This is a genomic window from Streptomyces sp. CA-250714 (genome assembly GCF_050936705.1).
Classification (GTDB): domain Bacteria; phylum Actinomycetota; class Actinomycetes; order Streptomycetales; family Streptomycetaceae; genus Streptomyces.
Genome location: NZ_JBNJMI010000001.1, coordinates 952,057 through 966,425, shown reverse-complemented (window position 1 = coordinate 966,425; position 14,369 = coordinate 952,057). Strand labels below are relative to the sequence as shown.

General features: G+C 67.3%; 13 protein-coding genes and 1 pseudogene. 7 read left to right on the top strand and 7 right to left on the bottom strand.

The features are described from left to right. The first annotated feature begins 83 nt into the window (after positions 1–83). The gene (locus ACQEU8_RS04410; protein ID WP_433096991.1) at positions 84–1,004 is read left to right on the top strand and encodes an ornithine cyclodeaminase family protein; all 921 of its coding nucleotides are present in this window, start codon (positions 84–86) and stop codon (positions 1,002–1,004) included. Between the two features lie 442 nt (positions 1,005–1,446). On the opposite strand, the gene ACQEU8_RS04405 is transcribed toward ACQEU8_RS04410, so the two are convergent. Both ACQEU8_RS04405 and ACQEU8_RS04400 read right to left on the bottom strand, forming a co-directional pair. Next, positions 1,447–2,118 (bottom strand): DUF4360 domain-containing protein, encoded by a 672-nt coding sequence (locus ACQEU8_RS04405; protein ID WP_433096989.1) that lies wholly within the window; start codon positions 2,116–2,118, stop codon positions 1,447–1,449. A 564-nt stretch (positions 2,119–2,682) separates the two neighbouring features. After that, entirely contained in the window at positions 2,683–3,732 is a 1,050-nt protein-coding gene (locus ACQEU8_RS04400) for a TauD/TfdA family dioxygenase (protein WP_433096987.1), read from the bottom strand. A gap of 344 nt (positions 3,733–4,076) precedes the next feature. Here ACQEU8_RS04400 and ACQEU8_RS04395 point away from each other — a divergent pair, with 344 nt between their 5' ends. Further along, positions 4,077–4,493, top strand: a complete 417-nt coding sequence (locus tag ACQEU8_RS04395; protein ID WP_433096985.1) for an acyl-CoA thioesterase — start codon at positions 4,077–4,079, stop codon at positions 4,491–4,493. Between the two features lie 500 nt (positions 4,494–4,993). Then, the gene (locus tag ACQEU8_RS04390) at positions 4,994–5,644 is read left to right on the top strand and encodes a hypothetical protein (RefSeq protein WP_433096983.1); all 651 of its coding nucleotides are present in this window, start codon (positions 4,994–4,996) and stop codon (positions 5,642–5,644) included. Positions 5,645–5,684: 40 nt separating this feature from the next. Here ACQEU8_RS04390 and ACQEU8_RS04385 read toward each other — a convergent pair whose 3' ends face one another. Next, positions 5,685–6,056: a VOC family protein gene (locus ACQEU8_RS04385; protein WP_433096981.1), complete on the bottom strand. Its 372-nt coding sequence runs from the start codon at positions 6,054–6,056 to the stop codon at positions 5,685–5,687. A gap of 286 nt (positions 6,057–6,342) precedes the next feature. On the opposite strand from ACQEU8_RS04385, the gene ACQEU8_RS04380 reads away from it, so the two are divergent. Then, entirely contained in the window at positions 6,343–7,017 is a 675-nt protein-coding gene (locus ACQEU8_RS04380) for an HAD family hydrolase (protein WP_433096979.1), read from the top strand. A gap of 134 nt (positions 7,018–7,151) precedes the next feature. On the opposite strand, the gene ACQEU8_RS04375 is transcribed toward ACQEU8_RS04380, so the two are convergent. Continuing rightward, complete coding sequence (locus ACQEU8_RS04375) at positions 7,152–7,763, bottom strand: DUF998 domain-containing protein (RefSeq protein WP_433096977.1); 612 nt, start codon at positions 7,761–7,763, stop codon at positions 7,152–7,154. 210 nt (positions 7,764–7,973) lie between these two features. Here ACQEU8_RS04375 and ACQEU8_RS04370 point away from each other — a divergent pair, with 210 nt between their 5' ends. Then, positions 7,974–8,627, top strand: a complete 654-nt coding sequence (locus ACQEU8_RS04370; RefSeq protein WP_433096975.1) for an HAD-IA family hydrolase — start codon at positions 7,974–7,976, stop codon at positions 8,625–8,627. Between the two features lie 170 nt (positions 8,628–8,797). Further along, positions 8,798–9,271 carry a carboxymuconolactone decarboxylase family protein gene (locus ACQEU8_RS04365; protein WP_433096973.1) on the top strand — a complete coding sequence of 158 codons (474 nt, stop codon included), beginning with the start codon at positions 8,798–8,800 and terminating at the stop codon, positions 9,269–9,271. A gap of 172 nt (positions 9,272–9,443) precedes the next feature. Here the strand turns inward: ACQEU8_RS04365 and ACQEU8_RS04360 are convergent, their stop codons facing one another. Further along, a complete protein-coding gene (locus ACQEU8_RS04360) occupies positions 9,444–9,851 on the bottom strand; it encodes a MerR family transcriptional regulator (protein WP_433096971.1) in 408 nt (135 codons plus the stop codon). A 200-nt stretch (positions 9,852–10,051) separates the two neighbouring features. Continuing rightward, positions 10,052–12,016: pseudogene (locus ACQEU8_RS04355) on the bottom strand (collagenase); the annotation flags it as partial. 174 nt (positions 12,017–12,190) lie between these two features. Between ACQEU8_RS04355 and ACQEU8_RS04350 the strand changes: the two are divergent. Continuing rightward, on the top strand, positions 12,191–12,874 hold the full coding sequence (locus ACQEU8_RS04350) for a GntR family transcriptional regulator (protein ID WP_433096969.1): 684 nt from the start codon (positions 12,191–12,193) through the stop codon (positions 12,872–12,874). A 293-nt stretch (positions 12,875–13,167) separates the two neighbouring features. Here ACQEU8_RS04350 and ACQEU8_RS04345 read toward each other — a convergent pair whose 3' ends face one another. Continuing rightward, positions 13,168–14,319, bottom strand: a complete 1,152-nt coding sequence (locus ACQEU8_RS04345) for a S1 family peptidase (protein WP_433096967.1) — start codon at positions 14,317–14,319, stop codon at positions 13,168–13,170. Between the last annotated feature and the right edge of the window lie 50 nt (positions 14,320–14,369).

Genomic DNA, 14,369 nt, shown 5'->3' with positions numbered 1-14,369 from the left:
GTCTACTTGCTGAGAGGTATGAGGTGTCATACCTTACTCCCCTCCGAGATCGAGAACGCCGACCGAAGAAGTGAGGGGGCGCCATGAAGACCATCACCGTCGGTGAACGCAAGATTCGCGAGGCCGTGACGATGGACGAGGCGATCGAGAGCGTCCGGCGCGCCTTCGTCGGTCTCGCCGGCGGGGAGTTCGAGATGCCCACCCGCACCGCGCTGCGGGACGGGCAGTTCCTGGTGATGTCGGCTCATCACCGGCCGACTGCGTCCGCCATGTTCAAGACGCTGAGCGTGAACTTCGAGCGCGAGCCCGCCATCGCGGGCACTGTGGCCTGGAGTGAGACCGGCCGCTCCGACCACCTGGTCGCTGACGCCGGAGCGGTGACTGCTCTGCGTACCGGTGCCGTGGTCGGGGTCGCCACCGATCTCCTCGCCCCGCCCCAGGCCGGCCGGCTGACGCTGATCGGCGCCGGTGGACAGGCTCCCGACCAGGTCCGCGCCGTCCACGCGGTCCGGCCGCTGCGGCAACTGACCGTGGTGAACGCCGACCCGACCCGCGCCCAGCGCCTCGTCGACACGCTGGAGGCTGAACTGCCGGGCGTGGAGCTCCGTACGGCGTCCGACGCGGAAGCTGCCGTGCGGACGGCGGAGATCGTCTGCTGTGCGACCAACGCGACCAGCCCGCTGTTCCCGGAGTCGGCGCTACCGGCCCAGGTGCACGTCAATGCCATCGGCGCCTACCGCCCCACCATGCGCGAACTCCCCGACGAACTGCTCGCCGACAGCACCGTCGTCATCGACGAACTCGCCGCGATCCTGGAGGAGTCCGGCGAGGTCATCCACGCCCTCGAAGCCGGGGCCATCACCAAGGACGCCCTCACGGAGCTCGGCACCGCACTGACCGCCCCGGCCGCCGTGTACGGCAAGCGCACCGTTTTCAAATCCGTCGGCGTCGCCGTGCAGGACTGGGCCCTCGCCCGCCTCCTGGCCGACAAATTTCTCCCCTGACCCGGCCACCCGATCCCCGGGACTTCGCACACGGTATAGATGCCCTCACCTCGCCCAACGAACGGACGCCGGCCCTGTTCGACGCGTACGAGGAGGACGGCGTGAGCTTCGAGCACCACCGCAGAGGCTAGCTTCCGGTCTTCACCACCCGGCAGGCCATGGATGGGCACCGGGCGGCGACGGCACCCATGGAGCGGATCGGCACGGTGACCTCGGTTCTCGCCGGAGGTGAGGAGGTTCGCGGCGACCTGTTCGTTCTCGCTGCCGGGGCGCACAGCACCCCCCTTCTCCGCGCAGCGCTTCGCTCTACGGCGCGGCGGCCCGCTCCGCGGCGTACGGCGGGAGCCCGCCGTGTTCTCGGGATGACCTGGCCGGTATCGGGCCGGCCAGGTCACGGGCGCGGAGCGGAGTCATCCGCGCGACTGCGGCCGCTGGCGAGGCGTCAGGAGGACGGGCATGTCTTCCAGGCGAAGTGGTAGGTCGTCTTGATGTTCCCGTCGGTGGAGTCCATCGTCATGAAGCTCGTCTTGGCCGGGTCGGAGCTGCCGGCGTCGACGCGTATCTCCGTGTTGACGTTGAAGTTGCGCTGCTCGCCGCAGGGCTTCCACACCAACTGCCCCCAGTCCGTGGAGTCGGTGGCCTGCCAGTTGCCGTCCCGTGGGCCGGTGAAGGGGTGGCTGGTGGCCGCGGTGTCGGAGGATCCCTGGAAGTAGTACGACGCCTTCTGCAGGCCACTGGCTCCGGGCTGGAGGTAGGTGTAGCCGCGGTAGTCCGCGCTGACGATCGCGTAGGTGAAGCCCTGCGGTACGCGCACGATGAGGTTGAGCTGGCAGTTCTTGCGGCGGTCGGTGGGGGACGAGTTCGGTCCCACTTCGGCGAGGTAGTCGCTGTAGGTGACGGTGAAGGCCGTGTTGTCCTCCGCGACCGCCACCTTGGCCGTTCCCTCGGGGCAGCCGGAGCCGTTGACCGTGGCGATGTCGATGACGATCTTGTCGTCAGGCGGGTCGGCGATGACGCCGGGTGCGCCATGAGCGGGCTGCGCGGAGAACGTGGCGGCGAACAATGCCGTCAACGTCGCCGCGATGATCTGGGCCTTGAGGGATCTTCGAGACATGACCGTACCCTTCGAGTGGTCTTCCGGTCCGAGTCCGACTGGCAGGCGGAGCTGAGGTGCTGGTCCAGGGGCGGGCGGGTCGCGGCGGGCGCCGCCGGCTGTCGGGCGTTCCGCTGCCGAAGCGCTTCGCCACTCACCCAGTGGCGCCTTCCTTCCCCCGGTTGGTATGTACCTGGCAGACCGAGGGTTGGACAGATCGATTTTTGGCCGCGCTCACCGCAGCCGGCTCGCCTGCGGCGACATCGGTGCCGCCCTGACCGATAGAGGGGACGCCCGGCAGTCGCGCTGGGCGTCCGGCGCGCTGGAGTCGCGCTTGCCCACCCTGCGCCCTGGGGGTACCCCTGCTCGAAGAGCTCGGGGGAGCAGACTGCCCAAGCTGCGCAGGGAGCACGCGCCCCGAAGGGGCGCGGGGAACTGTGCGACAAGCCACAGACGAACCCGCAGTCCGCAAGCGTCGGGCAGGGGCACCCCCTTACCGGAACAACGGATAGGGGCCGCCGCCCAGGCGTACCGACTCCTGGTACGCCTGGGCGGCCACGCGGTGAAGCCGAGGGGGAGGTGTGGTCACCGGACCGGGGCGCAGACCCGCGAGTCGTGCTTCCGTAGCGCTCGGGAGGGCCGAAGGTCGGTCACGGCGAAAGAACGCCGGAGCCACCTGTCCGCTCCGTCGTAGCCGGGGGTGAATCCCGTACGGCCGTGTACGGCGGTGCGGTTGTCGATCAGGATCAGGTCTCCGGGCTGAAGGAACACTCCGCACAGCACTTTTTCGACCGCCCCGCGCAATTCGTCCAGCGCTGTGGACCCTCGTTCGTCGACCGCCTCCGTCCCGAAGAAGTTCACGCGCAGCTCGGGATCGTCGACCGGACCGCTGAGTACCGGCAGGGGCGAAGTGTGGCGGGGAGCCGACGCATCTCCGGCGAACGAACTGCTGAACTGAGTGCGGAAGATCGGCTCACGGAGCGTCGCCGCGCAGACCGGGGACAGGAGCGGCAGAGCCGCCCTGATCGATCCCGTCACGGTGATGGCGCCGCGGTCCGGTCCCGAGCGCAGGCAGTAGAGGCTCAGATAGTCGGGCTTGTAGGGGTGGAAGCTGTCCTCGGTGTGCAGATCCAGCAGGACGCTGCCGGAGTTCTCCTGGCGCTCTTCGGCTCCGGGCTGCGGGCAGATGTCCTGGACGAGTCGCCCTTCCTTCTCGTCCGCGTAGGACACCGTGTCTCCCAGTACGCTCATGATCGCCAACTGGGTGAGTGTGCTCAGCGGGAGCGTGGACCAGTGGCCCTGGAACCTTCCGTCCTCGGGAGTCCGGGGCAGTGGGGCTTCAACCGGGAGATTCCGCAGCAACAGCGTTCCGGGCTCATTTCCCGTCACCCGGAAACGAATCAGCTGCTCCAACAGGAAGGTGGGCAGACTGCGACTTGCGACAGCGGCAGCGGTCAACAGATGCGGGTCGTCGAGCTCCCTTTCCGCATGAGATTCGGCGATCCGGTGAGCTGCCTGCTCGAAGTCCGCCAGGTCCTCATCGGCTACGTCCAGAACGGCTTCACCCGCCAGGACACCGAACCGCCAAGTCTCGCCTATGCCTTCGCAGTTGGCAGTGTCCGAGGACAGGTCCATCACTTCGATTCCCTCCGGGTCATGTACGGAGCTGAATCATAAGCATCCGCCGCTTGTTGGCGGCCGGGGGTCATGTCAGCAGTCGCGGACGCCGGGGGAGTGGGGCCCGGTTGCACGTACGGAAACGGCGCAGCGGCACCTCGTTCATTGAGCGGAACAGGGTGCTCCGCAGGCTGAAGGGGGCGTGGAAGGCATGTACTCGCGCACACCGACCGGTCGGTCGGTCATGGGAGGGACCCCCCGACCGCCGCCGGACGGCTCGGCACTTGGGACTTGGGACTCGGAATCGGCCCTCAAGGGTTCCCGCACCTCGTTCATCAGTGCGGTCCAACTACGATCTCCCCATGGCCAAGCTCTTCTCGCACCGCTTGCGAGTGCGCTACAGCGAGTGTGACCAGCAAGGCGTGGTGTTCAACGGCCACTATCTCTTCTACTACGACGTCGCCCTGACCGAGCTGTGGCGGGAAGTCCTCGGGGACTACACCTCCATGGTCGAGGGCGGGGCCGACCTGGTCGTGGCAGAAACGCGGCTTCTCTACCGCCACGGCGCCCGCTTCGATGAGCTGCTCGACATCGAGATGCCCATCACCCATCTCGGAACGACCAGCATGATCGTGCGCCCGGCGTTCAAGGTCGGCGAACGGCTCATAGCCGAAGGCGAAGTACGACACGTGTTCACCGACCCCGCGACCCACAGCAAGAGGGAGATGCCCACCGAGGTTCGTACGGCTCTCCAGCCCTACACCTCAGCGGGGGAATAGGGCCGACACAGCGGACTGCGATGTCCTCTGGTTGGACAGGTTGGCCTGCCGTTCCCGCGGTTCAACTTGCCGTCTCGTAGCGAGCCGTAGCGCGGTGCCCGTACCCCGGTACCGGCCTCCCGGAGGTTGTGCAACCATTCAGTCGCTCTGCATGTCGGATGTCTTGAAGTCGCGCATCCTGCGGCGCCAGGTGGAGCTTTGGACTGAACGAGGGAGCGATGCAGATGGCCGGTGGGGGTTTGCCGGGGGAGCCGCCCCGTGGTGGTCACCGCAACCATCCCGTGTCGCCTGGTCCGTACAACCCGCCGCCCCCGCCGCCCGGCTATCCGTACCCTCCTGGGGCCGGCCGACCGTATCCGCCCCCGTATCCCTACCCTCCACATCCAATTCCGGTGCGCCGGGTCGGGCCGCTTGCGCGGGCTTGGCGTGCGGTGGGGCCGATCGGGGTGGGGAGGCGGGTCTTCCTGCCGACGCGGCAGGGGCGGGTCGAGGACGCCAGGGTGAAGCGCATCCAGAAGGTCCGAACCATGGTGGGTCTGGGTGCCTTTCTCTGGGTGTCGCTCTCGTACCGCCTCGCGGAGAACCTGGGCGACGTGGCGAAAGCCCGCTTCGATCAGTCATGGATCACTGTTCTGGCTTTGTCGGTCACCTTCCCCGTACTTGTCGGGGTGCTGGTCGCGCTCGCCCGGCCGGCACAACGCAGGGAACTGCTGCGGCGGGCTGCCCGGCCGTTCGGTGCGATCGTCGCGATATTCGCGGGCATGTTCCTGTTCCCGTTGCAGGTGCTCACGGGATTCGGGAGCGGACTTTTCGCGGGAAATCTGCCCATGACGATCCTTGAGCATACGGCCACGGTGATCACCATCGTCTGGGTGCTGCCCTTTGTGATCTACGGGGTCGCGATGAGCCTCGTACACGTCTTCCGCACGGCCGACATCCACGAGACTGTGCCGCCACTGATCGCGATGACCGTGGTGTGGGAGATGCTGATCGTCGACCTGTTCACCGGCGCCTACGCGGGCGTTCCCGGCCCCCTGCGGATGATCATGCTCGTGGGCGCGCCGGTGTCGGTGACCGCAGTGGGCCTGTGGGAACTGCACCGCCTGCGCGCTTACTACGGCCTGAGGCTGCGCGGGGCACTACTGCGCTGAGACGGCTGGTGCCTGCCGTGGCGTCGGCGGCGGGGCCGGTTCAGTCTCTGGGCACCAGGCAGAAGGGGTGACCAGCCGGGTCTGTGAGGACCCGCCACCTGCGTTCGTGCGGTTGGTGATCCGGCTTGCCGGCGCCCAGCTCAAGGAGCCGCACCTCGGCCTCGTCCAGATTGTCGACTGCGAAGCAGAGGTGAAGCTGCTGGGGGACATTCTGGTCGGGCCAGCTGGGAGGCCGGTAGTTGGCGACCCGTTGAAATCCGATGGAGAGACCGTGCTCACCGTTGAGACCGGCGAATTCGGCGTCGGATTTCGGGTGTGGTTCGAGACCGGTGGCCTGTTGATAGAACGCCGCCAGCGCCAGCGGGTCGGGGCAGTCAAGTGTTATCGCGCTGAGCTTCATCAGCGGCGGCATAGCAACTCCGAACTGGTCGTCGGTCTCTCGCGAGATCACACCATAGAGGCGGCCACCTGCTTACCCGACCCGCAGGCCGGGGGTGGTGGCGATATCGAAGCGCCCCCCGGAGGAATCTGCCAAGTTGGTTCGAGGAACCCCAATATCGACAGATTTCTGCCCGATATCGGGCAGAATTGTAGAAGTCCCATGCCCTCCGGCCTAGGGTGATCGCTCGGGATCACCCTGCTCCGGCGCCCGTCGAGCGGGTCACCTGTTGCATCGTTCTGGGCGAAAGGGAACTCTCATGCGCTCGCTTCCCACCGGCACGGAGGGCGCGGTCTTCGACTGTGACGGTCTCCTGGTGAACACCGAAGACTGCTGGACTGTGGCGGAAACGGCGGTCTTCGCGGCACACGGCGAGAGCTTCGGCCCTGCGCAGAAAGCCCTGGTCATCGGTCGCACTTTGGAAGCCGCAGGGCAGGCGATGGCCGACTACTTCGGACGGCCCGCAGCCGGTGCGGAAATCGCTGCCGAACTCCTCGAAAGAGTCCGCAAGGAACTGGCCCGGGGCGCCACGGCCCTCCCCGGAGCGGTGGAACTGGTACGCGCCTGCCGGGCGAGCGTCCCCATAGCCGTCGCCAGCAACAGCCCGCGAGAACTCTTGGATATAGCCCTGGAATCGGCCGGCCTCATGGACTACTTCACCTACTCGTTCGCAGCCGACGAGGTGCAGTCACCCAAGCCCGCACCGGACCTCTACCTCACGGCGTGCGAAGCACTCGGCGTCACTCCGAAGCGTTCCGTCGCCTTCGAGGACTCAGCCACAGGCATCGCCTCCGCGCGCGCTGCCGGTCTCTACGTGGCCGTCGTACCGTCCCTTCCCGGAACCGATCTCGACCACGACTGGCTGGGCACCAGCCTGGCTGACCCCGAACTGCTGGAGTGGGCCGGCGGACTGGGCTCCGAACACGTCCACTGACCCCACCCCGCGCCCCCGGCCCTCAGCAAGGCTCCCACCATGCCGCTCGCGTACTGGGAACGGCACCGCTTCGATGACCCGGCGGACCAGAACCCGGACCCATACGCCGCCTTCCTCAGGCTGCTGCGCTCCGGTCAGGTGTGCAGGACGCGTACGGCGAGCAGCGTCTGCCAGGTCCAGCCGATGGTGAGCGATATGCGCTGGAGCAATCCGCCGAGGTGGACCCACCGTTGATGCTGGTCGAACGCGGCACTGGCCAGCGCCATCGTCGTTGCGAAGAGCGCACCGCTGGCGATCGAATAGGCGGCCCACCCAGGCGAGTTGGACAGGGCGAATACGAAGCAGGCCGCAGCGAGGGAGAGGAATCCGATGAGAGAGAACAGATCATGCATGGCCCCTGCGCGGGTGGGACGCCGGAGCTGATCAGGAGTGCCGGGAGGATAACCGCTCACCGGATCTGTTCGGAAAGCACCTGCGCCCAGCAGACCGACCGCCCACACGCCGATCAGCACGGCACCCCAGCGCGAAGGCCCAACACGCCACAGACCAGCGGCGAACATCAGCGACAGCAAGCCCGTAACGAGAAAGTTGGCGATCTGCGCCCACCCGGCGCGGCCGAGGGCGAGCGAACTGACGGGATGGCGGAACGGTCTGTAACCCACACGGCCGGCGCCTTCCCAGAGATGCGCGACGGTGAAAAGAGGCCCAGCAGCCATCCCGCAGACAAGCAGCACTTGATTCCCCATCCTGTCAATGTAGGTTGACGGCTTGAAGCGCGTCAATCGGAGTTGACACGCTGATGTACGGCCCCTGGAAGTCGATGCCAAGTGACGATTTACGGGACAGCCCTTGGACGGCATGTTTCCTCTCAGCACCCCCCGGTGCTGGTAGCCACGTCGATTCCCCGCCTGCTCGCGGCTGTGCCGCCGCCCGGCGTCGGATGAAGGAGGTCCTTGATGACGTATCGCTACCGTGCGCTCCTGCTCGACTTCGCCGGCGTTCTGACTGTCGGTATTCGCGAGGCACACGACGCCTGGTGCGCAAGCGAAGGTCTGCCTCCTGGCACCTGGGGGGAGACCTTGGACCGGCATCCTGTCGGGCGTCGCTACTACCGGGCGTTGGAGATCGGCGAGATGACCCAACGTGAGTGGAACCGGCGCACTGCCGCCCTCATGGGCCTGGCCGATCACGACAACCTCATGGGCCGGGTCTGGAGCGCGGTACGACCTGCCGCTGACATGATCAACCTGGCCCGCACCGCACGCGCTGGCGGCCTGAGGGTCGTACTGCTTTCCAACAGCTTCGGTCTGGATCCCTACGACCCCTACGCGCACTGCGGTGCCTGGGAGATCGCCGAGCTCCACATCATCAGCGAGCGCGAGCATATGGCGAAACCCGATCCCGCCATCTATCAGCTCACCCTCGACCGTCTCGGCCTGCCCGCGCACGAGTGTCTCTTCGTCGACGACAACCCCGTCAACCTGCCACCAGCCCAAGCCCTGGGTATCGCCACCGTGCTTGCCACCACACAGCAGGAGACCGTTGCCCGCCTCGCAACGGCCCCGGGTCTGCCCGACGACTGGGACTCCGGCTGCCCCACATCCCCGTAACCGAAGGCTCGACCCCGGCGACGGCTTCGGCGCGCGAGCCGGCGCAGCCGGACCTTACTTCGAGGCCGGGCTCGGGCGGCAGAGACACACGTCACAGGAGGCCATGTCACAACGCGGCCGGGTTGTTCCGTCGAAGGTGTGTAGGCGCCGGACAACGAATGGAGCGCATCATGGAAGCACGGCTGAACCCGTTCACGAACCCGGTTCTGGGCAAGGTCTTCAAGCACATCATCGCTGCGGGAAAGGTGCTCGAGGACTCGACCCTGCCCGCCTCGACGCAGGAGCTGGTGAGGCTGCGCGCCAGCCAGATCAACGGGTGTGGTTTCTGCACCGACATGCACTTCAAGGACGCCGTGCATGGCGGAGAGTCAGCGGAGCGCCTCAACATGGTTGCGGCCTGGCGGGAGGCCACGGTGTTCACCGAGGCCGAGCGCGCGGCGCTGGAGCTGACGGAGGAGGCCACCCGCATCGCCGATGCGGCCGGGGGCGTCTCCGACGCGGTCTGGGCGAATGCCGCCAAGCACTACGACGAAGACCAGCTCGCGGCACTGGTGGGTGTCATCTCCATCATCAATGCCTTCAACCGGGGGAACGTCATGCTCCAGACGCCCGCCGGTGACTACCAGCCGGGCCAGTTCGGATGACCAGGCTGTTCCGTTCGGCGGCTCGCTCCCTGACGAGCTGAGCCTCGGGTGGAAAGGCCACTGTTGAAACTGAGCGCTCTACCTGGCGACCACCGCCAAGTAGAGCGCTCAGCCTTCGTCGCCCAGGGGACTGCTGGACGGAACGGTTCGCAATACGGGGCGCCCCGGATGCTCAGGCCGGGACGGGCTCCAGGTCGGCGTCGTCGAAGGGCGGGTAGCTCTCGTCGCCCATTCGCTCGGCCGCATCGATGTAGTCGGCAAGAGCGTCGCGGGACTGGGCGAGCCTGTGCATCTGATCGTCCAGTCGCTGCAGCCGTGACCGCATCGCGGCCAGCAACTCGGGGCATCCGGGCAGCTCCGGGGCCTCTCCGACCGCACAGGGCAGTACATACGCGATGTCCTCGGAGGACAGACCGGCGCCCAGCAGATGCCGGATCTGCTTCACCCGCAGCACGGCCTTCTCGTCGTACTCGCGGTAACCGTTCGCCCTGCGGTCTGCCTCCAGCAGGCCCTGGGCCTCGTAGTAGCGCAACTGATGGGCGTTGACGCCCGTTCGACGACTGAGCTCCCCGATTCGCATCGAAACCTCACTTGGCCTGCATACCGGTATCAACGTTGACGATCCTGCCATGAACAACACATCGATACACCCGTGACAGTCCTCGGACGCGGACCAATGGGCCAGGCACTCGCCGCGGTCGACCGTCATCGTCGCCCTCGAACGGCCGTGGTCCCCGGCGGGCTCGCCGGGGACCACGGGTCAGGGGACGGTGACGGTCAGCAGGCGCCGCTCGTGCAGGCGTCGAGCCAGGCGTTCCAGTCCTGGTCGTAGCGTGTGCCGATGTTCTCGGTCAGATGCTTGCGTGCCGCGTCCCAGTCGCCGGTGCGGTAGGAGGCGAGCACGGTGTCCACGTCGTCCGGGTGCTTCTCCAGCATGTAGCGGACGGCGAGGTAGCCCCACTGGTAGGTGCGGGCCGTGTTGGTGTTCTCGTACGTCGTGTTGAAGAGTTCGCTCAGCCGATACGTCTTCTTGCCCGCCTCCTTGATCGCCTCGTCGTACGGGAGCTCGCGGTACGAGTACGAGATGTACTCCGCGAAGCCCTCGATCCACCACACCGTCGGGGTCGACACCCCGGCCTCGAAGTCGCCGTGCATGTTGAAACGGCCGTCGAGATAGTGGGTGTACTCGTGGTTGAGGTTCCAGATCCGGAACTTCTCGCCGTCCGGCCGCTCGAAGGCGATGAAGCGGGGGAGATTGCCGTCGGCCGACGGGTCGCCCTCCAGGTACATACCGCCGTTGTTGGTGTCGATCTCGTAGAGCACTCCGGCGTACGTCCGGTAGTTGACGTCGGAGTCGAAGACCACGACCTCCAGCTTCGTGTTCTTGTCGTCCTTGACCGGGCCTTCGTCCTCGGCGACCTTGTGGAAGAACGCGTCCTGGCCGTTGAGGCTGGTGCAGGCGTCATCGAAGTTGCCCGCGTCCATGGCCTGGGCGACCATCGAGACGCTGTCGCTGCACGGCTCCTCGTCCTTGAGGACGGCCTCCTTCAGCCGCTCCTTGAGGTCGCAGACGCCGTCGCCGTAGTAGTCGCAGTTGTCCTTGTCGTGCTCGTCGGCCATCTCCGCGACTCCGACCCACAGCGGCGCAGTCCGCCCGATCATCTCGCTCACGCCGAGCAAGTCCTTCATATGCGGGCGCACCTTCTCGCGCAGCTTGTCGTGCTGTACGAAACGACCCATCTCGCGGCCCGCGTTGGAGGTGAGGTAGGACTGCTTGCCGCCGAGCAGGTCGAGGTGGTCCTTCGCGAAGGTGTGCAGGGTGTCGAGGACGCTCGGGTCGGCTGCCACCGCCTCGACGAATTCCGGTAGCTGATGCCCGCGCCACAACACCGTATAGACGTTGTTGACCGCGTTGACCATCCACCACTTGTCGTTGTACGAGCTGTCGTAGCCCTCCAGCATCCGCTTGACGATGCCGAGGTAGCGGGCGTTCTCCTCGGAACTGTCGATGAGGGTGATGGCCTCGGACAGGGTCTCGCCGTTGGCGTCCGTCACATCGTGCGAATGCTCGGAGTCGAAGAACGCGTCCAGGCCGCCCTGGATCGCGGACTTCAGCTCGGGCCCGTACTCGCCCACGTCCTGCTCGTGGTTGTACTGCACGTAGTAGCCGGCCCGTAGGAACAGCACGATCTGCGGCATTCCGGTGCTGCCGTCGCCGGGGTAGGCGGCGGAGCCGTCGCGCAGCGCGTTGGCGACAGTGATCATCTGCTCCTCGCGGAACGCGCCCTTGGCGTCCCCGCCCGTGAGGCTGAAGAGCGTGTTGATGCACTCGGTCGTGGACGAGGTGATCTGCTTGACGAGCGCGTCGCCGGTCTGTGCGAAGTCGCCGGGTGAGCAGGCGGCCTTCGCCGTGTCCTGCGACACGCCCTTCATGGAGGGCCGCTTGTGGGACGGCTGGGCCGCCGGATCGTTGTAGCGGTGCTTGAGTGCGTCCTGGGAGGCGGGAATCGGCGCGCGGTCCTCGACGTCGAGGCGCTTGCCGCGTATGTGCTCCGCCTCCGCGGCGGCGTCCGAGGCCCGGGGGCCCGACACCTTGTCGCGGTCGCGCGACGGCGGCGCTGCCTGGGCCGCTTCGCCGTCGCCGAACTGGCCCGTGCCGACGCCCAGCGAGACCGCCAGGGCTCCGGCGCACAGAGCGCGGGTGAGACGTGCGCGTAACGAGCTTCTTCGATCGTTCCGGCTCATCTGGCTCTCCAGTTGTGTGTGGGGGTGTGCTTTGTGCTCACGAGCTCGTGCGTCCAGTACAATTTCACACATCACATGTCATGCGGAAGGGTCGTGAAGGGCCGGGAATCCGGGAGTAGTTGGCGGTTCCCCGACATAGACTCGGCTGGATCACACCCGAGGAGCCGCGCGCGCATGACCGCAGAACGTCCGCTGAAGCTGCCCGCTGTGCCGGACCGGCTCAGCATCCGTGATCACGTCGCGCACGCCCTGCGCGCCGCGCTGATCGCGGGAGAACTGCGCCCCGGCGCCGTGTACTCCGCACCGAACCTCGCCGCGCAGTTCGGTGTCTCGGCAACGCCCGTGCGGGAGGCGATGCTCGACCTCACCCGCGAGGGCCTGGTGAAGCCCGTACGGAACAAGGGCTTCCGTGTCACCGAGCTCTCGGAGCGCGATCTCGCCGAGTACGTCGCGATCCGCGAGCTGATCGAGGTGCCGACGGTGGGGCGGGTGGCCCGCTCCGGCGACCCGGCTCGGCTGGAGGAACTCCGCCCTGTCGCCCGTGAGATCGTTGCCGCCGCACGCGCGGGCGACCTCATCGGCTTCCTGGAGGCGGACCGCCGCTTCCACCTGGCGCTGCTCGAACTGGCGGGAAACCGCCGCCTGGTGGAGGTCGTCGGCGAACTGCGCGGCCACGCCAGGCTCTACGGGCTGGCCGGGCTCGCGGAGAGCGGCCAGCTCATGGAGTCGGCCGAGGAGCACGAGGTGCTGCTCGACCTGGTGCTGGCCCGGGATGCGGAGGGAGCCGAGCGGCGGATGCGGACCCATCTCGGCCGGCTGCGCTCCCAGTGGGAGAGTGCGGGGGACGCCGGGGGCTGAGCCCTGCCGCCGACTACTTGCTCGCCGCGTGTTGTTCCGGTGAGGGGGTGCGCCTGGCTGTGGATTGCGGGGTGCGGGTTGTGTTGTGGCTGGTCGCGCAGTTCCCCGCGCCCCTTACGGGGTGCGTCTCCCTGCTGCGCTTGGGCAGTCTGCTCCCCCAGCCTCCGGCCGGGAGGTACCCCCAGGGCGCAGGGTGGGCAAGCGCAGCCCCCATGCGGGGTACGCAAGAGGCGCCGGACGGGCCGACGCGGCGGCGGGTGTGCGATGTGCCGCCGCATCGGCCAGGTGGGGGATCACGCCGTGTGCAGGGTCAACCCGTAGCGGTTGAGAATCTCGTTGAGGGGCTGATACCACGTCTCGCCACCGCTGCCGCAGTTGCCCCAGCCGCCGGAGGTGACGCCCTGTGCCTGGTCGCCGCTGATGAAGGAGCCGCCTGAGTCGCCGCCTTCGGCGCAGGCGCTGGTCTTGGTCATCTGATGTACGGCGCCCTGGCTGTAGTTGACGGTCTCGTTCTTGGCGAGCACGGTGCCGCAGTGCCAGTGGGAGGTCGACCCGGAGCGGCAGATGGAGGCGCCCACCGGGGCCTCGGCCGAGCCTCGGACGAGTTGGTCGGGGACGGTGCCCCAGCCCAGGACGACCGGGACGGTCCACCATCCGCTGCCGACGTTCACCCAGGCGTAGTCGTTGTCGGGGAACGACGAGCCCTGGAAGTTGCCGATGTGCGTGCCGTCCCAGCCAGTGACCGACTGGCCTGTGCCGCCGCAATGGCCGGCCGTGACGAATCCGCCGTGTACCGAGAAGCCTATGGAGCAGCGCACGTTTCCGGTGTAGTACGGGTCGCCGCCGACCGTACCTGCGGCCAGCGGCGCAGGGGTGTGCTCCGTCGTCCGCACCGTCACCGGACCTGCTGCGCGTGCCCGGGCGAGGAAGCGCTTGACATCGTTGTCGCGCTGCCGTTCGGTGAGCACGTCGATGACGACCCGGTTGGTCTTCCAGTCGGCGTGCCAACTTGTCACTCCGGTGGGCGCATCGAGTGCGTCGATGCGCTTCTTGGCCGCGTCGAGTTGTCGCGCGCTGCGGTCGACCAGTTCGACGGTCGCGCCTGTGGCCCGTACGGCTGCGGCCTTCTTCCGGTCGGAGACGGCGACGGTCAGCTTTTGGCTCTTTGCGGTGAACCAGGCGCCCGCATACGCGGAACCGGCCGCTCGTTTGGCCTTCTTCTCGATGGTGGCTGCTCGGCTCTCCGCGGCGAGCCGTGATACGGCCTGCTGTCTGGAGAGGCCGAGGTCTCGCTGCATTGCGGTGAGTACGCCGTCGGACGCGGGGGCCTTCTTGGTTCGTGGGCCTGCGTCCGCTGTTGAGGTCGGGAGTAACCCGGCCGTCACGAGAGCGCCGCTGACCAGTAGTGCGGACAGGACGGCACGCGGGGTTCTGGTGCGTCTCATGGGTCGGCCCTTCGTTGTTCCAGTGGTGTGGGGGTGGAACAGCAAAGCCT

Coding starts and splice junctions, on each gene's coding strand:
- ACQEU8_RS04385 (WP_433096981.1), bottom strand. CDS start 6,056: ATGCCGCCGCTGATGAAGCTCAGCGCGATAACACTTGACTGCCCCGAC.
- ACQEU8_RS04410 (WP_433096991.1), top strand. CDS start 84: ATGAAGACCATCACCGTCGGTGAACGCAAGATTCGCGAGGCCGTGACG.
- ACQEU8_RS04350 (WP_433096969.1), top strand. CDS start 12,191: ATGACCGCAGAACGTCCGCTGAAGCTGCCCGCTGTGCCGGACCGGCTC.
- ACQEU8_RS04365 (WP_433096973.1), top strand. CDS start 8,798: ATGGAAGCACGGCTGAACCCGTTCACGAACCCGGTTCTGGGCAAGGTC.
- ACQEU8_RS04375 (WP_433096977.1), bottom strand. CDS start 7,763: ATGGGGAATCAAGTGCTGCTTGTCTGCGGGATGGCTGCTGGGCCTCTT.
- ACQEU8_RS04405 (WP_433096989.1), bottom strand. CDS start 2,118: ATGTCTCGAAGATCCCTCAAGGCCCAGATCATCGCGGCGACGTTGACG.
- ACQEU8_RS04395 (WP_433096985.1), top strand. CDS start 4,077: ATGGCCAAGCTCTTCTCGCACCGCTTGCGAGTGCGCTACAGCGAGTGT.
- ACQEU8_RS04380 (WP_433096979.1), top strand. CDS start 6,343: ATGCGCTCGCTTCCCACCGGCACGGAGGGCGCGGTCTTCGACTGTGAC.
- ACQEU8_RS04360 (WP_433096971.1), bottom strand. CDS start 9,851: ATGCGAATCGGGGAGCTCAGTCGTCGAACGGGCGTCAACGCCCATCAG.
- ACQEU8_RS04400 (WP_433096987.1), bottom strand. CDS start 3,732: ATGGACCTGTCCTCGGACACTGCCAACTGCGAAGGCATAGGCGAGACT.
- ACQEU8_RS04345 (WP_433096967.1), bottom strand. CDS start 14,319: ATGAGACGCACCAGAACCCCGCGTGCCGTCCTGTCCGCACTACTGGTC.
- ACQEU8_RS04370 (WP_433096975.1), top strand. CDS start 7,974: ATGACGTATCGCTACCGTGCGCTCCTGCTCGACTTCGCCGGCGTTCTG.